The following is an 18,490-nucleotide window of genomic DNA, read 5'->3' as shown; positions in this document are numbered from 1 at the left end:
TTGTTATTGTCTATTCATCGCTTGGCGTGGAAAGCTTGGCTCAAGAACGGATTCGGCGATGCGAAACGAAAAAGGCCGGCGACTCATGGAGCCACCGGCCTTCTATCGGACTTGCAATTTGGTGCCCAGGAGAGGACTCGAACCTCCACGGATCTCTCCACTAGTACCTGAAACTAGCGCGTCTACCAGTTCCGCCACCTGGGCAACGCGGCGCATATTAGGAATCCTGAGGGGGGCTGTCAACAGTGAATGCAAAAAAAACGCCGAAGTTGATCTTGCGGGTGGTCGCGCCCGAGCGCCGCCCGGCGTTGGCCAGTGACGACAAGCGCTTGATTGCGTGTGAGAAGCCGTATCCCGGCAAACAGCGGTTGACGGTTTTCCTGACATCAGACGCACCAGAGGAAAACCCGCACGAGGCGACAACGTCAGCCGTGAACCTGGACGACCTGATTTCACGGGCGGCCACCAAGGATGACGCCGTCATCGAGTTGATCGTCGAGCTGGATGAGTGGACGAAGGCGATCTCGCCATTTTTTGCCGCACTGCGTGACCGATTGAATCGGCCGCTGATCGTTCATCTCGGTGAGGCGCATCGGGTGGGTGGTTCGGTGGATCAACAGATGGTGTCGCTCGGGTTTACCCGTCACGCGGCAGATGTGCCTGTTTATCTGTTCGATATCGAAACCTACAAGCGGACCCCGGATTGGTTGAATGCGCGTCATTGGGCCAATCCGGAGCTGTGGGGCAAGTACCGGTGGTGAGGGCCTACCTCGAGACCAGTCTGGACTCTATTTAACATAATATATATTCTACGAACCTTTGTCCTCGTATAGCTATGACGTGTTGGGCGGCGATTGTCTCGTGGCCATCGCCCATCGCAAGCACACGCGGCAACCATGCCCGCAGGTAGTTGCACTACAATGGTCACCAGTCGTCCGGAAGTCTCTTCGGACCGAATGAATTCACCGTTTCGATAGGCCCGCCATGCGACCGATCCCGTCCGCTGCGTTGTTCCTTGCCATGAATCTGGCCTTGCTCGGGTCCGGCTGTTCCAGCAGCCCGGCCAACGAGTCCGCGGCCGACTCGGACATGGGCGCCACCGGATCCGGTGCGACGGCCCGTGAACTGGACGCGTTCGATCAGAGCCCGATCTTCAACGTGCTTGCCGGCGAATTCTACGGTCGGCACAAGAATTACGATCAGGCCGCGACCCACTACGCGGCAGTCGCCCAGAACAGCAACGATCCGGCATTGCTCGAACGTGCCATTCAGTCGGCGATCTTTGCCGATCGCTTCGACCTGGCCCAAACCCTTGCCGAACAACTGCGCGAACTCTCGCCGGGAAACGCCCGCGCGGCCGCGGTCATGATGGTCTCCTCACTCGAACTCGGTGAGACCGAGCAAGCGGATCGAGCCCTCAACCAGTGGCTCGAGTCTGACTCGGGCAACGTCGAGAAGATATTCAACGAGACAGGCCAATACCTGCAAAAGAGCCTCGATCGCGACCGGGCGGTGGCCTATACCCACCACCTGGCCGAACGTTTCCCCCAGCAATACGAAGCCCAGGTGGTCATCGCCAAGCTCGCGCTGTCGTTCGGCGAACCGGCGCTGGCCCGCAACGCCGCCGACCGTGCCATGTCACTGCGTCCCGACGAGACCATGGCCTACGATCTGGCGATGGTCATTGCCAATCGTGACGGTGATGTCGAACAAGCCATCCGAGTACTCGAAAAGGCCCACAACCAGTTTCCCGATGAAGGCCGTTACACGAGCGGGCTGATCGAGGCGCGACTGGTGGCCGGCCGGGACGACGCCGCGCTTGCGTTGCTTGAGCGCACCTTGGAAATCCAGCCGAAAGATCCCGAGCTCCTGCGCACCCTGTCGCTGTTCGCGTTTCGTTTGGAGCGTCCCGATCTGGCCGAACAGGCACTGGACCGCCTCGAGCGCTTACCCGGCCATGCGGATGTCGTCCACCTGATCCGTGGACGCGTTGCCTTGCAGGACGCCGACCTCGACGGCGCGGAATCCGCCCTGTCGCAGGTAAGCCCCCGCAGCGAGCAGTACGCCAATGCCCAGGTGCTGCTAGCCGGCGCCCGGGTCGATCAGGGCCAGGCGGACGCCGCTATCCGTGGGTTGGAAGCCGCCCTGCTCTCTGAGGAGATTGACGAGGCCGACCATCAGCAGCTCATGCTCGCGCTCGCCTCGACGCTTGCGGCATCCGGACAGTTCGAGGAAAGCCTGCAAATCGCCGATCAGGCCCTGGATGCCTGGCCGGATGCCAGCGATTTCCGTCTGCAAAAGGCCATGACGCTGTTTGCCCTCGAAGAATCCGGCTCGGCGATCAGCGTGCTGCGCGAACTTGTTGACCGCGATCCCGAGCATGCCCAAGCCCTCAACGCGTTGGGCTACACGTTGGCCGACGAAAACCGCAATCTGGACGAGGCCGAGAAGCTGATCGGGCGCGCCTTGCAAATCGACCCGGATAACGTGGCCTACCTCGATAGCCTCGGCTGGCTCAAATACCGCCAGGGCGATCTTGAATCGGCCCTCAGGGTGTTGAGAAGTGCCTACCGTCGCGCACCCAACGCCGAAATCGGCGCCCATCTCGGTGAGGTGCTGTGGGCCGAGGGCGAGCGTGACCAGGCGCTCGAGATCTGGCAAGAGGCCCTCGAACTCGATGCCAGTGACATCACCCTGCTCGAAACCCTGCGCAAATTCGCCCCGGAGCTGGTGCCGGCAAACGGTCAACCGTGAGTCAAACCGCCGCCCGCCCCCAGCAACCGACGCCGTCTTTCTTCATGTCAATCATTGCAACGTCCACCATTAAACTGCGCATTACCGCCCTGTTCGTCGCCACCGCCCTGCTTTCCGGCTGCGCCTCGCTACTTGGCACACAGCCGACCGAGCCAGCCAGCGAGGCGCAATTGACGGCGTGGGATTCGCACGCGCGAGCGCTCGAATCGATGGCCGACTGGGCGTTTGATGGACGGGCGGCCGTTCGCTCCGGCGTCACCGGCGGCAGTGTTCAACTCGACTGGACACAGGTAGGCCCCGTGACCTCGCTCGTATTGAGTGGCCCCTTTGATACGGGGCGCCTGGCGATGACCGGGACACCAAGCCACATGCTCCTGACCGACGGTAAAGGCAATCAACGCGTCACCGACGATCCCGAAGCGCTCCTCGAGCAACAGACCGGTTGGCGCATCCCGTTGGCCACCCTGCCGCGGTGGGTGAGAGGTTTGCCCAGTCACTCCCTGGATGCGCTGTCCGCGGGCGACTACCGTCTCGACGATCAAGGCCGTCTCGCCGCCTTCACCGACGACGATGGCTGGGAGGTCGAATATGACCGCTACCAGGATGTCGGGCGACTCGCCCTGCCCCATTTCGTCGAGTTATCCCACGATGGCATGCGGATCCGCATCGTGGTCGACACCTGGGACATCGGACAAACACCTCGATGACCGCTTCCCCCAGCGCGGAATCCGCCAACGCGGGGACCTGGCTCCAGGCCGGCTGCAAACTCAACCTCTACTTGCACGTCAACGCCCGACGGCCGGACGGCTATCACGAGTTACAGACCTTCTTCGAGTTGCTGGACTACGGTGACGAATTGCTAATCGACACCGGCCACGACGATATTCGGGTCGAGTGGATCGCCGGCAACGAGCCGATCGACGGAATGCCGGCCGATCCCCACGGCGATCTGCTCCACCGGGCAGCGATCCGGTTGCGCGAGCAAGCCCGTGACGATCGGCGCGGCCATCAACCCGCGCCCGGCGCGCACATCACCTTGAAAAAACACGTGCCGGTGGGCGGCGGGCTGGGCGGTGGTTCAGCGGCCGCCGCCTGCCTGTTACGAGCCCTTAATCGTTCCTGGAACCTCGATTATCCGGTCGATACCCTCGCGCGGATCGGCAAGGAGCTCGGTGCCGATGTGCCGGTCTTCGTTCATGGCCACAGTGCCACGGCACACGGCATCGGTGAGCAATTGCATCCCGACGTCGCGCCGGACACCAGCGGCATCTATCTGGTGCTGGTGCCGGGTGTCTCCTCGCCGACCGCCGGCCTGTTCGCCAACGAGCGGCTAGAGCGCAACTTACCCAAGCAACCGGATGCCGAGTTGCTCGAACACTGGCGCGACCAGGGGCAGAACGTGTTCGAACGGCTCGTGCTGGATCAGCAGCCGGAACTCGCCGCCCTGCTCGCCGACTTGAAGGCCGAAGCGGGATTTGCGCGCATGACAGGGTCGGGCGCCTGCCTGTTCACCCCGGTTGCCTCCGAACTCGAGGGCCAGCGGATCGGTGAGCGGCTGGCATCGAGGCACGAAATCCTGCGACGGTTTTTCCTCTCTTCACGGCTCGCTCACGCCAAAACAGCGCCTTAGGGGACCAACCATGCGAAAAGGTAAAAAAACCGCCATCAGCCCTTGGCAAACCCGGATCGCTTGGTTAAGATGCGCACCTTCTTCGAATGGGCCGTCGCCAAGTTGGTTAAGGCACCGGATTTTGATTCCGGCATTCGCAGGTTCGAATCCTGCCGGCCCAGCCAAATAACCGGCGAGACCGATGTCACTAACACGCTCCTTGATGGTCTTCACGGGCAACGCGAATCGGCCATTGGCCGAACGAGTTGCGGAAAGTCTTGATAGCCAACTCGGACAGGCATCGGTAGCGCATTTCTCGGACGGCGAATCCGCCGTCGAGCTCCTGGAAAACGTCCGCGGTCGCGACATCTTTGTCATTCAGCCGACCTGCGATCCGACGAACGACCACATCATGGAGCTCATGCTGATGACCGATGCGCTGCGTCGGGCCTCGGCTCACCGCATCACCGCGGTCGTCCCCTACTTCGGCTATTCCCGCCAGGACCGTCGTGTCCGCTCGTCTCGCGTGCCGATCAGCGCCAAGGTTGTGGCCAACATGCTGCAGAGCGGCGGCGTGGACCGCATCCTGACCGTCGATCTGCACGCCGACCAGATCCAGGGCTTCTTCGACATTCCGGTGGACAACGTCTACGCCTCTCCCATCCTCTTGGGTGACATCTGGCGACAGAAATACGAAGACCTGATCGTCGTCTCGCCGGACGTCGGCGGCGTGGTGCGTGCCCGAGCCGTTGCCAAGCGCCTCGATGACGCGGATCTTGCCATCATCGACAAGCGTCGCCCCCGGGCGAACGTCTCGCAGGTGATGCACATCATCGGTGAGGTGAAGGGCAAGACCTGCGTGCTGGTCGATGACATGGTCGATACCGCCGGCACCCTCTGCAAGGCGGCCGATGCCCTGAAGAAACAGGGTGCCCGCAAGGTGGTCGCGTATTCCACCCACGCCATCCTGTCGGGCAAGGCAATCGAGAACATCGAGGCCTCTTCCCTCGACGAGCTGGTGGTGACCGACACCGTGCCGCTCAAGCCGGAATCCGAGGCCTGCGAGCGCATCCGCGTTCTCTCTGTCGCCGGCATGCTCGCCGAGACCATCCGTCGCATTCATACCGACGAGTCGGTCAGTTCGCTGTATAACGACGACTAACAGCAAGGCCGTCTGCCCTTCCAGCGAACGGGCTTTCCCTGTACAATTCGCGCGCCGCTCGATCACTCGGGCGGCGCGCGTCGGTTGTGGCTTGGTCGCGGGCCACAACCGTACATCAGACGCCGGGAGCCGGACAGTCGTCGCCCCGGCGGTTTTTATTTCTGGAGTGGACCCAATCATGTCTAATGAAACTTTTAAGATTGAAGCGTCCGTTCGCGATGACCTGGGGAAGGGTGCGAGCCGCCGCCTGCGTCGCGAAGGGAACATCCCGGCCATCGTCTACGGTGGCAAGAAGGCCCCGGTCTCGCTGACCATCAACCACAACGAGCTCCTGAAGCACCTCGACCACGAGGCATTCTTCTCGCATATTCTCGAGCTCAATGTCGGCGGTGAGACCGACGAGGTGGTCCTGCGTGACCTGCATCGTCACCCGTACAAGACCACCGTCGTGCTGCACGCTGACTTCCAGCGCATCACCCGTGGTCAGAAGATGCGGATGAACGTCCCGCTGCACTTCGACAACCGCGAAGAGAGCAAGGGCGCCAAGGCCGGCGGCGTGGTCAGTGTCATCCACAATGAAGTCGAGATCGAGTGCCTGCCGCGCCAGCTGCCGGAGTACCTGACCATCGATTTGAGCGAACTGGATATCAACGAGGCGATCCACCTGAGCGAAATCAACCTGCCGGAAGGCATCGCCATTCCGGAGCTCGCGCTGGGTGAAGGGCATGACGTGGCCGTGGTCGCGATCCACCCGCCGAAGTTGGAGAAAGAGCCGGAAGAGGAAGAACAGGCCGACGTAGAAGCCGAAGCCGGTGGCGAGGAAGAGAAAGGCGGCGAAGAAGCCTGATCCTCCCCCGCCGCGATCCTCGAAAGACCCCGATCAATTGATCGGGGTTTTTTCATTTCGGTCCGGGTGTTGGCGCAATCAGCTATGCGATAATCCGCGCCCATGAGTATCAAGCTGATCGTGGGACTGGGTAACCCCGGACAGAAGTACGATGGCACCCGCCACAATGCCGGTTTCTGGGCCGTGGACGCCATCGCCACCACACTGGGCGGCAGCTGGGCCGAGGAACGCAAGTTCAAGGGCGCGGCTGCCCGGGTGATGGTCGACGGCGTCGACCTACGGCTGCTGCGGCCCGATACCTTCATGAACCGGTCGGGCCAGTCCGTCGGTCCATTGGCGCAGTTCTTCAAGATCGCCCCAGAAGAGATCCTCGTAATCCACGACGAGCTCGACCTGCCACCTGGCCGGATGCGACTGAAGTGCGGTGGCGGGCACGGCGGTCACAATGGCCTCAAGGATATCCAGTCCGCGCTCGGCAGCGCGGACTTCTGGCGCCTGCGCATCGGCGTGGGGCACCCGGGGCACCGAGATGCGGTGGTCGGGTATGTCCTGACCAACCCGCCCCCGGATGAACGACGCCTGATCGAGGACGTGGTCATCGAGGTCCGTCACCTCGCGCCCAAGCTCGTGCATGCCGATGACGCGGCACTGAGGCAGGCGATCAACAGCTATCGCCCGTCCGCCTGAGCGGACGGACGACCCGACACACCCGCGGCCGCCCTGCCCGGCCGCATCCTGACACTGAATCAACGGAGTCCCTATGGGTTTCAACTGTGGCATCGTGGGCCTGCCCAACGTCGGCAAGTCCACCCTGTTCAACGCGCTGACCAAGGCCGGCATCCAGGCGGCCAACTACCCGTTCTGCACCATCGAGCCGAACGTCGGGGTGGTCGCCGTCCCCGACCCCCGCCTCGACAAGCTCGCCGAGATCGTCAAGCCCGAGCGGGTCATCCCGACCAGCATGGAGTTCGTCGACATCGCCGGGCTGGTGGCCGGTGCCTCCAAGGGCGAAGGTCTGGGCAACCAGTTCCTGGCCACCATTCGTGAGACCGATGCCATCGTGCAGGTCGTGCGCTGCTTCGCCAATGATGATGTCATCCACGTGGCGGGCAAGGTCGACCCGGTCGCCGACATCGAGGTGATCAATACCGAACTGGCACTTGCCGATCTCGACACCGTGCAAAAGGCCACCGACCGGCTGACCAAGCAGACCAAGTCCGGTCAGAACAAGGATGCCGCGGCCAAGCTCGAGCTGGTCAAGGAAGTTGCCGAGGTGCTCGATCAGGGGCACTCGGTCCGAAGCATGAAGCTTGATGCCGAGAAGCTCGCCCTGCTTCACGATCTGCACTTGCTGACCAGCAAACCGCTGATGTTCATTGCCAACGTGGATGAGAACGGCTTTGAGAACAATCCGTTCCTCGACCAGGTCCGCGACCTCGCCGGCGCTGAGGGAGCGACGGTGGTGCCGGTGTCCGCGACCACCGAGGCCGAACTGATCGACCTGGAAGGCGAGGACAAGACCATGTTCCTCGATGAGATGGGACTCGAGGAACCCGGACTCGACCGGGTGATTCGCGCCGGCTACGAGTTGCTCGGCCTGCAGACCTATTTCACCGCCGGGGTAAAGGAAGTGCGTGCCTGGACGATAAAGCGCGGCATGACGGCCCCTCAGGCCGCCGGTGTGATCCACACCGACTTCGAAAAGGGCTTTATCCGCGCCGAAGTGGTCGCCTACGACGATTTCGTCACTTGTGGTGGCGAGCAAGGGGCCAAGGAAGCTGGAAAATGGCGGCTGGAAGGCAAGGACTACGTCATGCACGAAGGGGATGTCGTGCACTTCCGATTCAATGTCTGAATGGGCGTGAAAAGGCGCGCGGACAGGGTTGACAACCCGTCGGGGAATCCCGATAATGCGCGCCTTGCTTGGCTATGTAGCTCAGCTGGTTAGAGCACGGCACTCATAATGCCGGAGTCGGTGGTTCGAATCCACCCATAGCCACCAAACAGCCTCCCCAGTGAGTCCCAAAAAGCCCCGGAGATCTCACTAAAGTGCGGTTCCGGGGCTTTTTGCTGTCCCGCCCTGTCCCAGCCGGTCCCCACCAATGTAGGATAGAGAGAGGGGACCAGAGGGGGGACCACGGCACGGGTGGGGACTGACTAGCCCCCACCTTCGCCCTGCCCCGCCTCGCTGATACAGGGGACAGAGGCATGCGTACCAACCAACTATCCGCGCTCGACGTTCGCCGGGCCAAGTTCGCCGGCCGCGCCTTCAAGCTATTTGACGGGGGCGGCCTGTCTTTGCGCGTCCGCGAAAGTGGCCGGGCGTGGGTGTTCCGCTACAAGTTCCACGGCAAGAGCCGGGAAACCACGTTGGGCAAGCTGCCAGAGATGAGCTTGGCCGATGCTCGCCGCCGCCGTGACGAGTTCCGCGCCTTCCTGGCGGATGGGATCGACCCAATCGAGCACCGTCGCCAACAAGTCGAGGCCGCCCGCATGGCCGATCAGACCCGGACCTCCACCCTGGAGAAAGTCGGCCGCGATTGGCTGGCCGCGCAAGCGTGGGCCGCTGGTACACGCGAGAAGGTCGAGGGCCGGCTAAACCGCCACGTGTTCCCTGCCCTTGGCCACGTGCCGATTGCTGAGATAACACCCTCCCGATTGCTGGAGGTGTTGCGCGTGGTCGAGAAGTCCGCTGGGATCGAGTCGGCACGCCGCGCCCGCCAGCACGTTGCCCGAATCTACAAGTTCGCCATTGCCTCCGACCTGGCCACCTTCAACCCGGCCGCCGGCCTGGAGGAAGCCATGGCAAAGAAACCCGCGCCGGATCACTTTTCCGCCATCACCACCCCGGCCCGCTTCGGGGAATTGCTGCGAGCGATCAACGGCCTAGAGGCGCAACCTCAAGTCTTGGCAATCGTCCGCCTCGCCCCGTTGCTGTGGACACGCCCCGGCGAGTTGCGGCACATGCGCTGGTCGGAAGTTGACCTAGACCGGGCGGAATGGACGTTCTGGAAATCCAAGCGCAAGGCGCAAGAGCAGCCCGAGTTGCACACCGTGCCCCTCCCCTCACAAGCCGTCGAGATTCTGCGGGAGCTGCGGGCATGGACCGGGCACCGGGAATTGGTGTTCCCCAACATCCGCAACGCGGATCGGCCGTTATCCGCCAACACCGTGAACGCCTGCCTTCGCCGCCTTGGCTTCGACAAGACCGAGCACACCCACCACGGTTTCCGGGCGAGCGCCCGCACCATGCTCGACGAGGTGTTGGGGTATCGCCCCGACTGGATTGAGCACCAGCTAGCCCACACCGTGCGAGATCCCAACGGCCGGAGCTACAACCGGACCAAGCACCTGGAGGACCGGCGGGAAATGATGCAGACATGGGCGGACTACTGCGACCGGCTGCGAAAGCCTGGCGACGAGTGACCGCCAATGGACGATTCCACGGGAAACACTAGAGAGGGAAAGCGATGAGTGACCAAACCGAATCAACCCGGCAGATCGGGAAGTTTTGGGCGCTGAGTGACGTTTTCCGGGTGGTTGATGCCGTCGCGCTCGTGGCTGGTATCGAGCCGACAAAGGTCTATTGGTTCAAACCGGACAATGGGCGCAATTTGCCGACGCCTCACAGCATTGATGCCAACAACCTGGACCCCGGATTAGCGGACCTTGAGACCGTGCTGTCTGCTATCTCCAACGCGATCCGTGAAGACAAGCTGCCGGCGACCGTGCGCTATTCGGCCCGCGAATATGGCTATGCAGACGCAGTGACCGACATGGACTACCGGGAGGCCGGAGAAACCGCGCCGTTCGGAATGAACCCCGAGTACGGCAACACCGCCGACGAAGACGAAGAGTTCCACCAGTCCGAGGGCGGGTCATTCTTCTACAAGCAATTCCCTGATTGGTTCGAGACGACCGTGGCGCGTGATGACCTGGTCTCCTGGCTGGAGTCGCGCCGATTTCCCGTTCCGTTTTTCGGCCTCGAATCAGAAGGGAAGCCCGCATATCTCGACCGCGAACACCCGCGCTACTCCCCGAAGCTGGCGGCCGCTGTTCGCGCATGGGAAGCGATGGAGGATGACGAGCTGTGGAGCGGGCAGAGCCCGAAATCAGCCGCGACCAAATGGCTGGAGTCTCACTATTCCGAGCTTGACCTGGTGACAACGGACCGCGAAACGGGCAAGCGCAAGATGAATCAGACCGGAATCGAGCAAGCCGCCGCCGTCGTCAACTGGCGACCGCAAGGCGGATCACCGAAAACCCCAGGCGGGGACTGACGAACCTACCCCCTCTAGCAAAGCCCGTCACGATAGGGTTCGAGGGATCTCAGCGAGTCGAGGTCAGCACCTACCCACCCCAGGTTGCACCCGCTCTACGGGATGGGTTTTCTGCAACCTGCCCACCTATTCGCCGCCCCGTTCCCGCCCTAGTTTTATTCCGTGTTCAACGAAACCCACGGGGTAAGACGCATGACCAGAAACACCCATGCCGGCCCGGCCTATCAGGGCCAAGCCATCATCCGTCCGCGTGAGGCGGCCGCCTATCTGGGGATCGGTAAATCGACCCTCTACCGGTTTGTCGAGCGCGGGGAGCTTCCACGTCCTATCAAGCTGTCGGCACAGGTAACCGGCTGGCGGCTGTCCACCCTCGACCAGTTCATTGCCGACCGGCAGGGGGTGGAAGCATGACCGCCCGCGCCTACCACCTTACCGACCGCCGCGCCCTGCCGACCGTGTTCCCGCCGATCCTGATTCGCCACATGGTGGCCGGTCCCTTCGCCAGTCGAGCGGAGGCCGAAGCCTACCGCCGCCGGCACGAGCTGAACGCCGCCGAAGTCCGGTCGCGTAATGCGCTGGCCGCTGAGATCGAGGCAAACGAGCGGGAGGCTGTGGCATGAAACGAGAAACCCCCACACACCGCGAAGGTATGCAGGGGCCGGGGACACACCGTCAGCGTAGCACCGCCCAGGCACAGGGCCGGAGTGCCGAAGCACAACGCGCCCGCGTTCTCGCCCACCTTCGCCAGCATCACCGCCTGACAACGATTGAGGCACGCGAGCGCCTTAACGTGTTGCACCCTGCCGGCCGTGTGTTTGAGCTGCGAGCCCGAGGCCACCGCATCGAAACGCTATGGCGCACAGAGCGCGACGCCGCCGGCAACCCCCACCACGTTGCCGAGTACGTCCTAATGCCTGGAGCTGCGGAGGTGAGCCAATGAGCGCACGAACCCAGACAGGCGAGAGACAGGCAATCACGCCGCCCGAGCTTGCCATGCTGGCGGCCATGCGTGAGGCCGAGTTGGCCCCGGCCGAAGGTGCCGCCCTGGTTGCCGATGGTGATATGCGCCGATACCGGGTCGAGGGTGACAAACCCGGATCGAAAAACGGGTGGTACGTGCTGCACGGAGATCGAAACCCGGTCGGGGTGTTCGGTAGCTGGCGGACCGGGGCAAAGCACACGTGGCACGCCGATGCCTGGCAATCGCTGAGCGAGGCCGAGAAGGCAGAGCAACGGGCACGCATTGCAACCGCCAAAGCCCAGACCGCTGCCGACCGAGCAAACCGCCATGCCATGGCCGCCAAGCGAGCCGCCAGCCTATGGGCGGGATCGGTCCCGGCCGATGCGGCCCACCCCTACGCTGCCCGAAAGCGGATCGAGCCCATGGGTGCCCGTCAGCAAGGCGGCCGCCTAGTGTTACCTATCCGCCGCCTATCCGATTGGTCGCTTGCGTCCCTCCAGTTCATCGATCAACAGGGCGGGAAGCGCATGTTGTCCGGCGGGGCGAAGCGCGGGCATGCGATCCCTGTTCATGCACCCGAGCAACCGGACCGGCTGACCGTCTGCGAAGGATGGGCGACCGGCTGCACGCTGGCGGCAATGTCACCGGGCGACCTGGTGTTAGCCGCAATCGACGCCGGCAACCTGGAGCCCGTGGCGCTGGCGGCCCGTGAGCGTTGGCCCGACCTGCCGTTGGTGGTCGCTTGCGACAACGACCGCAAACACCCGGACCACAACCCCGGCATGGCAGCCGGGCGAGCCGCCGCGATCAATGCTGGCGGTCGGGTTATCTGGCCGGATTTCCCGCCGGGCGCGCCGCTGGAGATTTCCGACTTCAACGACCTGATGGCCTATCACCAAGGGGGTGCCGAATGACAGAGACAGCACCCGAAACGAACCCGGCCCCCTTGCAAAACCGGGGGGACAGGTGGGACACGTGGTACAAGCCCGCCAGCATGCGGCCTGAGCCTGTACCACCGGCCATTTCCGAGGGTGGTGCAGGTGGTACAGACGAAACCGCCCCGGAGTTGCCCGAGCCGGTTGCACCGACTGAGGCACCGCCGCCCGAAACGCCGGAGCTGCCGGAACCGAAGCGCCCGAGCTTTGCGGTTTACAACGATTGGACCGAGTTGGGCCGGCCCGGCCTGTACTACCACGGCATGCGAGGCGGCAAAGGCGACAAACCGCCGGAGCCCTTCGACCTGTGGGTGTGTTCGCCAATCCACGTCGAGGCGATCACCGCCAGCCCCCAGGGCGATAGCTTCGGCCGCCTGTTGCGGTTCGTGAACCCGGACGGCCAGTGGCGGGAGTGGGCAATGCCCATGCGCCTGCTGAATGCCGGGGGCGACGAGATGCGCGCCGAATTGCTCGACCTTGGGGTAAGGATCAACCCGGAGGCGCGAGCACGGCTTAACGCCTGGTTGATGCAATCGAGCCCGAGGCGACGAGTCACCGCCGCCACCCGCACCGGCTGGCATGGTGACGAGCTATTCATCCTGCCCCGGAAGACGATTGGCGAAGGCGACGTGAGCTATCAGAGCGAGCACCCGGCCGCCGATCAGTTCACCGCTGGCGGCACCTTGTCCGGCTGGCGGGATGAGCTCGCTTCGTTGATGGCGGGCAACCCCGTGCTGGTGTTCGCCGTGTCGGTCGGGTTCGCCGGGCCCCTGTTCGAGCGCGTGGCTTCTCACACCGGGCACGGGTTCCACTTTGTGGGTGACAGTTCGAGCGGCAAGACCACCGGCTTGCACGCGGCCGCCAGCGTATGGGGTGGCCCTGATTTTGTACGCACCTGGCGAGCGACGGGCAATGGCCTGGAGGGCATCGCCGCCGCGCTGAACGACACGTTGTTATGCCTTGACGAGATCAGCGAGGCGGACAGCCGGGAGATTGGTAGCACCGTCTATGCGCTTGGCAACGGAGTCGGTAAGACGCGCGCCGCCCGGACAGGGGCAGCACGACATGCCTACCGCTGGCGGGTGGCGATGTTGTCTACCGGGGAACGCACCTTGGCCGCCCACATGGCCGAAGGCGGACACCGGCAGAAAGCCGGGCAGTCGGTCCGGCTGTTGGACATTCCCGCCAACCGCGCCCAAGGGGTGTTTGATGACCTGCACAAGCACGAGGGCGGCCGGTCGCTAGCGGACGCGATCAAGCGGGCCGCCGGTCGCCACTATGGGCACGCCGGCCCGGAGTTCGTGTGCCGGTTGATCGATGACACCCGAGACATGGGCGGGGAGTTGGAGCGAGCCTTGGCCCTGCCCGCCTTTGCCGGCCGCGATGGCCTGGAGGGTCGCGCCGCCAAGGCGTTTGCCGTGGCGGGGATCGCGGGCGAGTTGGCGACGGAATATGGCATTACCGGCTGGCCCGAAGGCGAGGCCATGCAAGCCGCCGCCGATCTGTTCGCCGTGTGGGCGAATGCCAAGGGTTCGGGTGTAACCGAGGATCGGCAGGTGTGCGATGCCGTGGCGGCTTTTATCGACGCGCATGCCGACACTCGGTTTACCAATCTGGAGGGACCGGACAAGGTGACCACGCACGCGGGCCGCGCTGGCTGGTGGCGTGAGCGCCACGGGGTGCGTGATTACCTGTTCACTCCGACCGGCCTTCGGGCCGCTTCCCCAGGCTTCGACACTGCCCGCATTGCCCAGGCATTGGACGTGGCCGGTTGGCTTGCTGACAAGGAAGCGGGTTACGGCAAGCGATCAAAGCAGGTACGCACGCCGGAGGGTAAGAAGCGGCTTTATGTCGTGAGACTGCCCGACGAGGGAGGCGACCATGGGGCTGGGTAACGTGCTCGACCACATGACCACCCGCCGGCCTGTACCACCTGTACCACCTGAGAAAAAGGCAGATGGTACATCTGAAACCGCGCCATGGCGGGGCTGTACCCCTTGTACCACCCGTACCACCGAAAATAGCAGGGGTCCGAGTCAAAAACGGGAGGCCGCGCCGCAAGCACCAAAGGCAGAGCCGGCGGCATGGCCCGGCTTTGGTGTGCCGCCTTTGCCCTTGGTTCGCTGTCTCGACTGCCGACGCTTCGAGCGGATCGCACCCCGTGCCCGTGTCGGGCGATGCCTGGCGGGAGAACCGCCCCCGGCTTGTGGGTTCATGTTCGACACCGACCGCCGCCCCTGTTCGATCTGGCGGCCTGTGACTGTGGAGGGAGAGTCATAGCGATGGCGGCCGAGCCAAGCAAGCCGGGTCAGAAAGTTAGAAAAAGTTAGTGCAGAGAGACACGGAAGGAAGGCCCGCCCCGCATCGCAGACTTCCCAATGTCTTGGTGCATCGCCTTCCTGGCGAGGGGGCCAATACGGACGATAGCAGACCGACATGCTCACGCGCTCATGGCGGACGGGAAGTGCGCGGGTCCCTCTGAGAGTTGCCGGCCACGCGGGTGCGGCAGACCGCGGAGTTCGAATAATTTTCGGCCTGCCTTGGGGGTTGTTGTTGTCCCCCAGATACCGGAAGCGCCCACGCTTGCCAGCCCGCCCGACTGCAACGAATGGCCCAGCCTTGGCCGACCACGACACCGGAACCGGGAGCACCAACCAATGATCGACCTGGACACTCTGACGCCGCCACAACGCACCGTGGCCCGACTGTTGGGCATCCCCGCCCGACGCCTGCGACAACTGCAAGCAAGCGGGAAAGTGGCGCCGCCGGGCTCGACCCTGGGGGATCAGGTTCGCGGCTACACCGCCTACCTTCGACGTGCCGAGGAACGGGCACGGTCCCGACGCTGGCGGTAGGTTACTAGGGGCCCTTGCGCCGATGATCAATCACCATGGCCGGCACATTGCGGGTTTTTCTGCCGTTGGTATCGGGCTACTGTAAGGGCTGAGGTCAACAACATGGAGTGTCATTAAATGACGATGAGGGATTGCCCGGAGTGCGGCCATAGGGGGCTCTCATGCCGCGCTGGATAGAAAACACGATCCGTGTGCTGGTCTATGGGCCGGTTGCCATTATTTTCGCCGCGATCATCGGGTTTGGTTTCTATTTCGCTGGGGCTGGAGCCTATGACGCGATACTTGGAGAGCCCGCCGTCGATTCAAACCGTGAGGTCTACACTCCGGTCCCGATCGAAAAGCAAATCGAAATGGTTTACGGCAGTCCTGATGAAGTCAGTTCGCCTGAAACCAATGACAACCCCACGGCAGAAAATGCGCCGCCACAAGTTGCGAGCTCATCCGGTTGGTATCGATTCGCAGAAAGCAGCATCGTTGGCTGCAAGTCTCGTGGTGATTATGACCGGCTAGCTTCTTTTGCCGCGTCCGGTGACAAAGCGGCTTTTGCAAGGTCATTGAGCGCCCATCGGCTCCGTGGTGAGTGCCGCATGTTCAACGCTGGTGACGTAGTCTTTTTGGGTGACCTCAGCTTTTCCATGCGGAAACTTCGGCCACATGGGCAGACAGATGCCTACTGGGTATCTGCCGGGCCAAACATGCTTGATCCAATTTCTGCGCCATCCGAGGAAGGCCCTTCTAAGTCCTGGGCAGAGAAAAACGCGAACCGTGGTTCGGAATAGCGGGAGAGGCCGCAAGAGAGCGAGGTGGCAGGCATAGCGAGTCATTCGGGGCCCTGTACCCGCCCTACCCCACGCGGGAAGCGTAGAGCGTGCCTAAGGGCTAGGAACCACCCGGCAAACTTGATTGACACCAAGCGGGTCCCTGGTCGATCCGTTGGCCTGCGGGTTCGCAGATGCGCCGGGTTCAACGTGTGCGAGCCGCCCCCGACCTGCGGTTTCATGTTCGACACAGACCGCCGCGCCTGTTCGAGTTGGCGGCCTGTGCCTGCGGAGGGTGCGCCATGGGAATGATGACCGAGCGCGGCATGATCGAGGCAATCGAGGAACGCCGAATCTATCTCGGCCTGCTTTGACGGGAGTTCATCCGGCCCAACCTCGACGGAGACCTCGCCGAAGCGTCCGGGATGTTGCTCGATGTGCTGGCGGTTCCACACGACGTGCTGAACCGGATCGAGAACAAGTGGAGTAAATGCACCGCGTGCGGGGATCGCGCTAGACTTGGTAAGGTCATTAAATGTTAGGAATAGTTAGAGCAAAAAGACGAAAAGGGAGGCCCGCCCCGCGCGGCAAACTTCCCAGTGTCCTTGTAGTGGTCAAGCCATCTTGAGCGCACCACCATGGGGGCGATTATCGAGTGGAGGATCGACCACCATCTTGACGAATTTTGCCGAGCAATGAAGGAAGCGGAGCATGAGTGAAAGAAGGAAGAAGAAAGGTGGGGGCAATCAATTTGTTGGCCTCGAGGCTGCCTTTGGCTTGATAGTCGTTCTGCTGCTTGCAAGCTACGTTATCGGCACCATATGGATCTACGTTGCTGACTATCTCAAGCACGGGCTGGGCTAGGCACCGATCATACCCCCGGTTGAAGTTGTTGAGGTGGCGCTGAATGCGCTCCTCGTACTTGTGAACATGATCTTCCTTTTCAAGGAGGCGGAGCATGAGTGAGGGAAAGATGAAATGAGCCCCAGTGTTGCCATGTGGGTGGTCAATGTCCCGGCCTTCTTGTTAATGCTTGGCGCCGTTGTCGGCGGCCGGGCGTTCGTGGGCAAGATTTACCCTGGCGCGGACAACGAAGGGCGCCGCGCGACAATCGGCATTGTCATTATGGTTTCATCCTGGTTTTTGTGGGTAGCCGTGATGACGCTTGGGTTCAGCCTGCTCGACCCCTTCATCGTCAAACCTAACTAAACAGGCGCTCGGTCTAGGCTCGTGCCTCTGCTTTTGTCTGAAAGGATTGCGGGCGGCGCACGCCGCCACCTGCCCGGCCCTAATGAATCACGAGACCGGAACCACCGGCACAACATTTAGGTGTTGGCCATGCCGCGCAAGCATTTTAATTCATAGGAATTTTTAATGCCGAATGGCTAGGAACTGCTCCCTCGCAGTCTCTATGAAATCATTTCTAATAAATGGTTTTATCACCTCTTCCCAATACTGGTTTTTTGCTTCCTGTTTTTCCTTTTCTGCAAGTTCTTTGAATCCTTTTCCCTGCAAGACTTCTTTCCAGCTTTTCATGTTCGCTTTGTCTGCAATTTCTTGCCAATCAAATTGGATCGGAAACTGGCCAAGGCAAGATCTCTGTATAATTCGTGCGGTTCCGTTTGTCTTGGCATGCTTTGCGTTTTGTATTACACATTCATCGTAACTGGAGTAATTTGGTTGTTCTGTTTCCTGAAATTGGCACCCAGTTGTGGTTGTGATGAGCGCCGCAAGTATCAACTTGATAAGATAATATCTTTCCATTTTTGTAAATCCTGTGTTTTTTGACAAACCGTTCCCGGGTCCAATCTTTTCATGCAAATCGCAAGGTATGATGCTTATTGGATCGCGGTCAAATTTCTTGTCGATGAGCCGCTCCGTCGAGCAAGCTTGTCCGGTGAAGGGCCTCCGCTATCCCGATGAGATCGGAAGAGCAGAAGGCGAAAGAGGGGCGCGGGCCTCAATACCCGCGACGGCCAGGGCGAGGTGAAAGACTATGTCCAATTCTTCCAGCAAAGCGGGTACACGGGCGATGAAGCAGCAGCCGAAGGGCTCACGTCCAGACAAAAAGGCCGAACTGGGTGGCAGGTCGCTGAAAGAGGCAGCGAGCTATTGGTCGAGGCGCATCAAGCCGGTCAAGTCACCGACCAGGGCGCCGCGCAAGTAGCGAACGCCGCCCCGTACAGCGACCGCCTGCAAGCCCTGGGGCTCAGCCCAGGAAGGCAAGCCGATCAGCGTGGCGGTCAACATCATGCGCGCGGTTAAGTCGATGGGTGATAACAACGCCGCCGATCAGGGCGATATGTTCGGCCTTGACGACCCGGCGCTG

The 18,490-nt window shown here is 62.2% G+C and carries 19 protein-coding genes and 3 tRNA genes; 20 read left to right on the top strand and 2 right to left on the bottom strand.

Annotated elements, in window-relative coordinates; all coding sequences use genetic code 11:
• Nucleotides 1–119 precede the first annotated feature (119 nt).
• Nucleotides 120–204 (bottom strand) — tRNA-Leu (locus tag ABGV18_RS03490).
• 41 nt (nucleotides 205–245) lie between these two features.
• On the opposite strand from ABGV18_RS03490, the gene ABGV18_RS03485 reads away from it, so the two are divergent.
• The 20 genes from ABGV18_RS03485 (at nucleotide 246) to ABGV18_RS03390 (ending at nucleotide 17,370) form a co-directional block, all read left to right on the top strand.
• Entirely contained in the window at nucleotides 246–761 is a 516-nt protein-coding gene (locus tag ABGV18_RS03485) for a DUF6231 family protein (RefSeq protein WP_396584825.1), read from the top strand.
• Nucleotides 762–984: 223 nt separating this feature from the next.
• Entirely contained in the window at nucleotides 985–2,754 is a 1,770-nt protein-coding gene (locus tag ABGV18_RS03480; protein ID WP_396584824.1) for a tetratricopeptide repeat protein, read from the top strand.
• A 44-nt stretch (nucleotides 2,755–2,798) separates the two neighbouring features.
• Nucleotides 2,799–3,461 (top strand): lipoprotein insertase outer membrane protein LolB, encoded by a 663-nt coding sequence (lolB, locus tag ABGV18_RS03475; protein ID WP_396584823.1) that lies wholly within the window; start codon nucleotides 2,799–2,801, stop codon nucleotides 3,459–3,461.
• Nucleotides 3,458–4,384 (top strand): 4-(cytidine 5'-diphospho)-2-C-methyl-D-erythritol kinase, encoded by a 927-nt coding sequence (ispE, locus tag ABGV18_RS03470; protein ID WP_396584822.1) that lies wholly within the window; start codon nucleotides 3,458–3,460, stop codon nucleotides 4,382–4,384. Before lolB ends, ispE begins: the two co-directional genes overlap by 4 nt.
• 87 nt (nucleotides 4,385–4,471) lie before the next feature.
• Nucleotides 4,472–4,548: transfer RNA gene (locus tag ABGV18_RS03465), tRNA-Gln, on the top strand.
• A 17-nt stretch (nucleotides 4,549–4,565) separates the two neighbouring features.
• Nucleotides 4,566–5,525 carry a ribose-phosphate diphosphokinase gene (locus tag ABGV18_RS03460; RefSeq protein WP_396584821.1) on the top strand — a complete coding sequence of 320 codons (960 nt, stop codon included), beginning with the start codon at nucleotides 4,566–4,568 and terminating at the stop codon, nucleotides 5,523–5,525.
• 178 nt (nucleotides 5,526–5,703) lie between these two features.
• Nucleotides 5,704–6,372: a 50S ribosomal protein L25/general stress protein Ctc gene (locus ABGV18_RS03455; RefSeq protein ID WP_396584820.1), complete on the top strand. Its 669-nt coding sequence runs from the start codon at nucleotides 5,704–5,706 to the stop codon at nucleotides 6,370–6,372.
• 102 nt (nucleotides 6,373–6,474) lie between these two features.
• Complete coding sequence (pth, locus tag ABGV18_RS03450) at nucleotides 6,475–7,059, top strand: aminoacyl-tRNA hydrolase (RefSeq protein WP_396584819.1); 585 nt, start codon at nucleotides 6,475–6,477, stop codon at nucleotides 7,057–7,059.
• 73 nt (nucleotides 7,060–7,132) lie between these two features.
• Nucleotides 7,133–8,227 carry a redox-regulated ATPase YchF gene (ychF, locus tag ABGV18_RS03445; protein WP_396584818.1) on the top strand — a complete coding sequence of 365 codons (1,095 nt, stop codon included), beginning with the start codon at nucleotides 7,133–7,135 and terminating at the stop codon, nucleotides 8,225–8,227.
• Between the two features lie 70 nt (nucleotides 8,228–8,297).
• Nucleotides 8,298–8,374, top strand: a tRNA-Met gene (locus ABGV18_RS03440).
• A 206-nt stretch (nucleotides 8,375–8,580) separates the two neighbouring features.
• A complete protein-coding gene (locus tag ABGV18_RS03435) occupies nucleotides 8,581–9,798 on the top strand; it encodes a tyrosine-type recombinase/integrase (RefSeq protein WP_396581650.1) in 1,218 nt (405 codons plus the stop codon).
• Between the two features lie 44 nt (nucleotides 9,799–9,842).
• Complete coding sequence (locus ABGV18_RS03430; protein ID WP_396581651.1) at nucleotides 9,843–10,652, top strand: hypothetical protein; 810 nt, start codon at nucleotides 9,843–9,845, stop codon at nucleotides 10,650–10,652.
• 192 nt (nucleotides 10,653–10,844) lie between these two features.
• Nucleotides 10,845–11,063, top strand: a complete 219-nt coding sequence (locus tag ABGV18_RS03425; RefSeq protein ID WP_396581652.1) for a helix-turn-helix transcriptional regulator — start codon at nucleotides 10,845–10,847, stop codon at nucleotides 11,061–11,063.
• A complete protein-coding gene (locus ABGV18_RS03420) occupies nucleotides 11,060–11,272 on the top strand; it encodes a hypothetical protein (protein ID WP_396581653.1) in 213 nt (70 codons plus the stop codon). The genes ABGV18_RS03425 and ABGV18_RS03420 overlap by 4 nt, the downstream gene beginning before the upstream one ends.
• Nucleotides 11,269–11,592: a helix-turn-helix domain-containing protein gene (locus ABGV18_RS03415; protein WP_396584817.1), complete on the top strand. Its 324-nt coding sequence runs from the start codon at nucleotides 11,269–11,271 to the stop codon at nucleotides 11,590–11,592. Before ABGV18_RS03420 ends, ABGV18_RS03415 begins: the two co-directional genes overlap by 4 nt.
• Entirely contained in the window at nucleotides 11,589–12,527 is a 939-nt protein-coding gene (locus ABGV18_RS03410) for a toprim domain-containing protein (RefSeq protein ID WP_396581654.1), read from the top strand. Before ABGV18_RS03415 ends, ABGV18_RS03410 begins: the two co-directional genes overlap by 4 nt.
• An 80-nt stretch (nucleotides 12,528–12,607) precedes the next feature.
• On the top strand, nucleotides 12,608–14,443 hold the full coding sequence (locus ABGV18_RS03405; protein WP_396584816.1) for a DUF927 domain-containing protein: 1,836 nt from the start codon (nucleotides 12,608–12,610) through the stop codon (nucleotides 14,441–14,443).
• A 1,121-nt stretch (nucleotides 14,444–15,564) separates the two neighbouring features.
• A complete protein-coding gene (locus ABGV18_RS03400; RefSeq protein ID WP_396581656.1) occupies nucleotides 15,565–16,182 on the top strand; it encodes a hypothetical protein in 618 nt (205 codons plus the stop codon).
• 690 nt (nucleotides 16,183–16,872) lie between these two features.
• A complete protein-coding gene (locus ABGV18_RS03395) occupies nucleotides 16,873–17,025 on the top strand; it encodes a hypothetical protein (RefSeq protein WP_396581657.1) in 153 nt (50 codons plus the stop codon).
• 114 nt (nucleotides 17,026–17,139) lie between these two features.
• Nucleotides 17,140–17,370, top strand: coding sequence for a hypothetical protein (locus ABGV18_RS03390; RefSeq protein ID WP_396581658.1), 231 nt, complete (start codon nucleotides 17,140–17,142; stop codon nucleotides 17,368–17,370).
• Nucleotides 17,371–17,532: 162 nt separating this feature from the next.
• Here the strand turns inward: ABGV18_RS03390 and ABGV18_RS03385 are convergent, their stop codons facing one another.
• On the bottom strand, nucleotides 17,533–17,925 hold the full coding sequence (locus ABGV18_RS03385) for a hypothetical protein (RefSeq protein WP_396581659.1): 393 nt from the start codon (nucleotides 17,923–17,925) through the stop codon (nucleotides 17,533–17,535).
• Nucleotides 17,926–18,490 lie beyond the last annotated feature (565 nt).

The sequence above is a fragment of the Guyparkeria halopsychrophila genome (assembly GCF_044582135.1).
In the GTDB taxonomy this organism is placed as follows: domain Bacteria; phylum Pseudomonadota; class Gammaproteobacteria; order Halothiobacillales; family Halothiobacillaceae; genus Guyparkeria.
Note: the sequence above shows the minus strand (reverse complement) of the source record. Positions and strands in the feature narration are given on the sequence as shown.

Excerpts from the sequence above, each read along its gene's own strand:
- ABGV18_RS03480 (WP_396584824.1), top strand. The coding sequence starts at position 985 with ATGCGACCGATCCCGTCCGCTGCGTTGTTCCTTGCCATGAATCTGGCC.
- lolB (WP_396584823.1), top strand. The coding sequence starts at position 2,799 with ATGTCAATCATTGCAACGTCCACCATTAAACTGCGCATTACCGCCCTG.
- ispE (WP_396584822.1), top strand. The coding sequence starts at position 3,458 with ATGACCGCTTCCCCCAGCGCGGAATCCGCCAACGCGGGGACCTGGCTC.
- ABGV18_RS03460 (WP_396584821.1), top strand. The coding sequence starts at position 4,566 with ATGTCACTAACACGCTCCTTGATGGTCTTCACGGGCAACGCGAATCGG.
- ABGV18_RS03455 (WP_396584820.1), top strand. The coding sequence starts at position 5,704 with ATGTCTAATGAAACTTTTAAGATTGAAGCGTCCGTTCGCGATGACCTG.
- pth (WP_396584819.1), top strand. The coding sequence starts at position 6,475 with ATGAGTATCAAGCTGATCGTGGGACTGGGTAACCCCGGACAGAAGTAC.
- ychF (WP_396584818.1), top strand. The coding sequence starts at position 7,133 with ATGGGTTTCAACTGTGGCATCGTGGGCCTGCCCAACGTCGGCAAGTCC.
- ABGV18_RS03435 (WP_396581650.1), top strand. The coding sequence starts at position 8,581 with ATGCGTACCAACCAACTATCCGCGCTCGACGTTCGCCGGGCCAAGTTC.
- ABGV18_RS03430 (WP_396581651.1), top strand. The coding sequence starts at position 9,843 with ATGAGTGACCAAACCGAATCAACCCGGCAGATCGGGAAGTTTTGGGCG.
- ABGV18_RS03425 (WP_396581652.1), top strand. The coding sequence starts at position 10,845 with ATGACCAGAAACACCCATGCCGGCCCGGCCTATCAGGGCCAAGCCATC.
- ABGV18_RS03420 (WP_396581653.1), top strand. The coding sequence starts at position 11,060 with ATGACCGCCCGCGCCTACCACCTTACCGACCGCCGCGCCCTGCCGACC.
- ABGV18_RS03415 (WP_396584817.1), top strand. The coding sequence starts at position 11,269 with ATGAAACGAGAAACCCCCACACACCGCGAAGGTATGCAGGGGCCGGGG.
- ABGV18_RS03410 (WP_396581654.1), top strand. The coding sequence starts at position 11,589 with ATGAGCGCACGAACCCAGACAGGCGAGAGACAGGCAATCACGCCGCCC.
- ABGV18_RS03405 (WP_396584816.1), top strand. The coding sequence starts at position 12,608 with ATGCGGCCTGAGCCTGTACCACCGGCCATTTCCGAGGGTGGTGCAGGT.
- ABGV18_RS03400 (WP_396581656.1), top strand. The coding sequence starts at position 15,565 with ATGCCGCGCTGGATAGAAAACACGATCCGTGTGCTGGTCTATGGGCCG.
- ABGV18_RS03395 (WP_396581657.1), top strand. The coding sequence starts at position 16,873 with ATGAGTGAAAGAAGGAAGAAGAAAGGTGGGGGCAATCAATTTGTTGGC.
- ABGV18_RS03390 (WP_396581658.1), top strand. The coding sequence starts at position 17,140 with ATGAGCCCCAGTGTTGCCATGTGGGTGGTCAATGTCCCGGCCTTCTTG.
- ABGV18_RS03385 (WP_396581659.1), bottom strand. The coding sequence starts at position 17,925 with ATGGAAAGATATTATCTTATCAAGTTGATACTTGCGGCGCTCATCACA.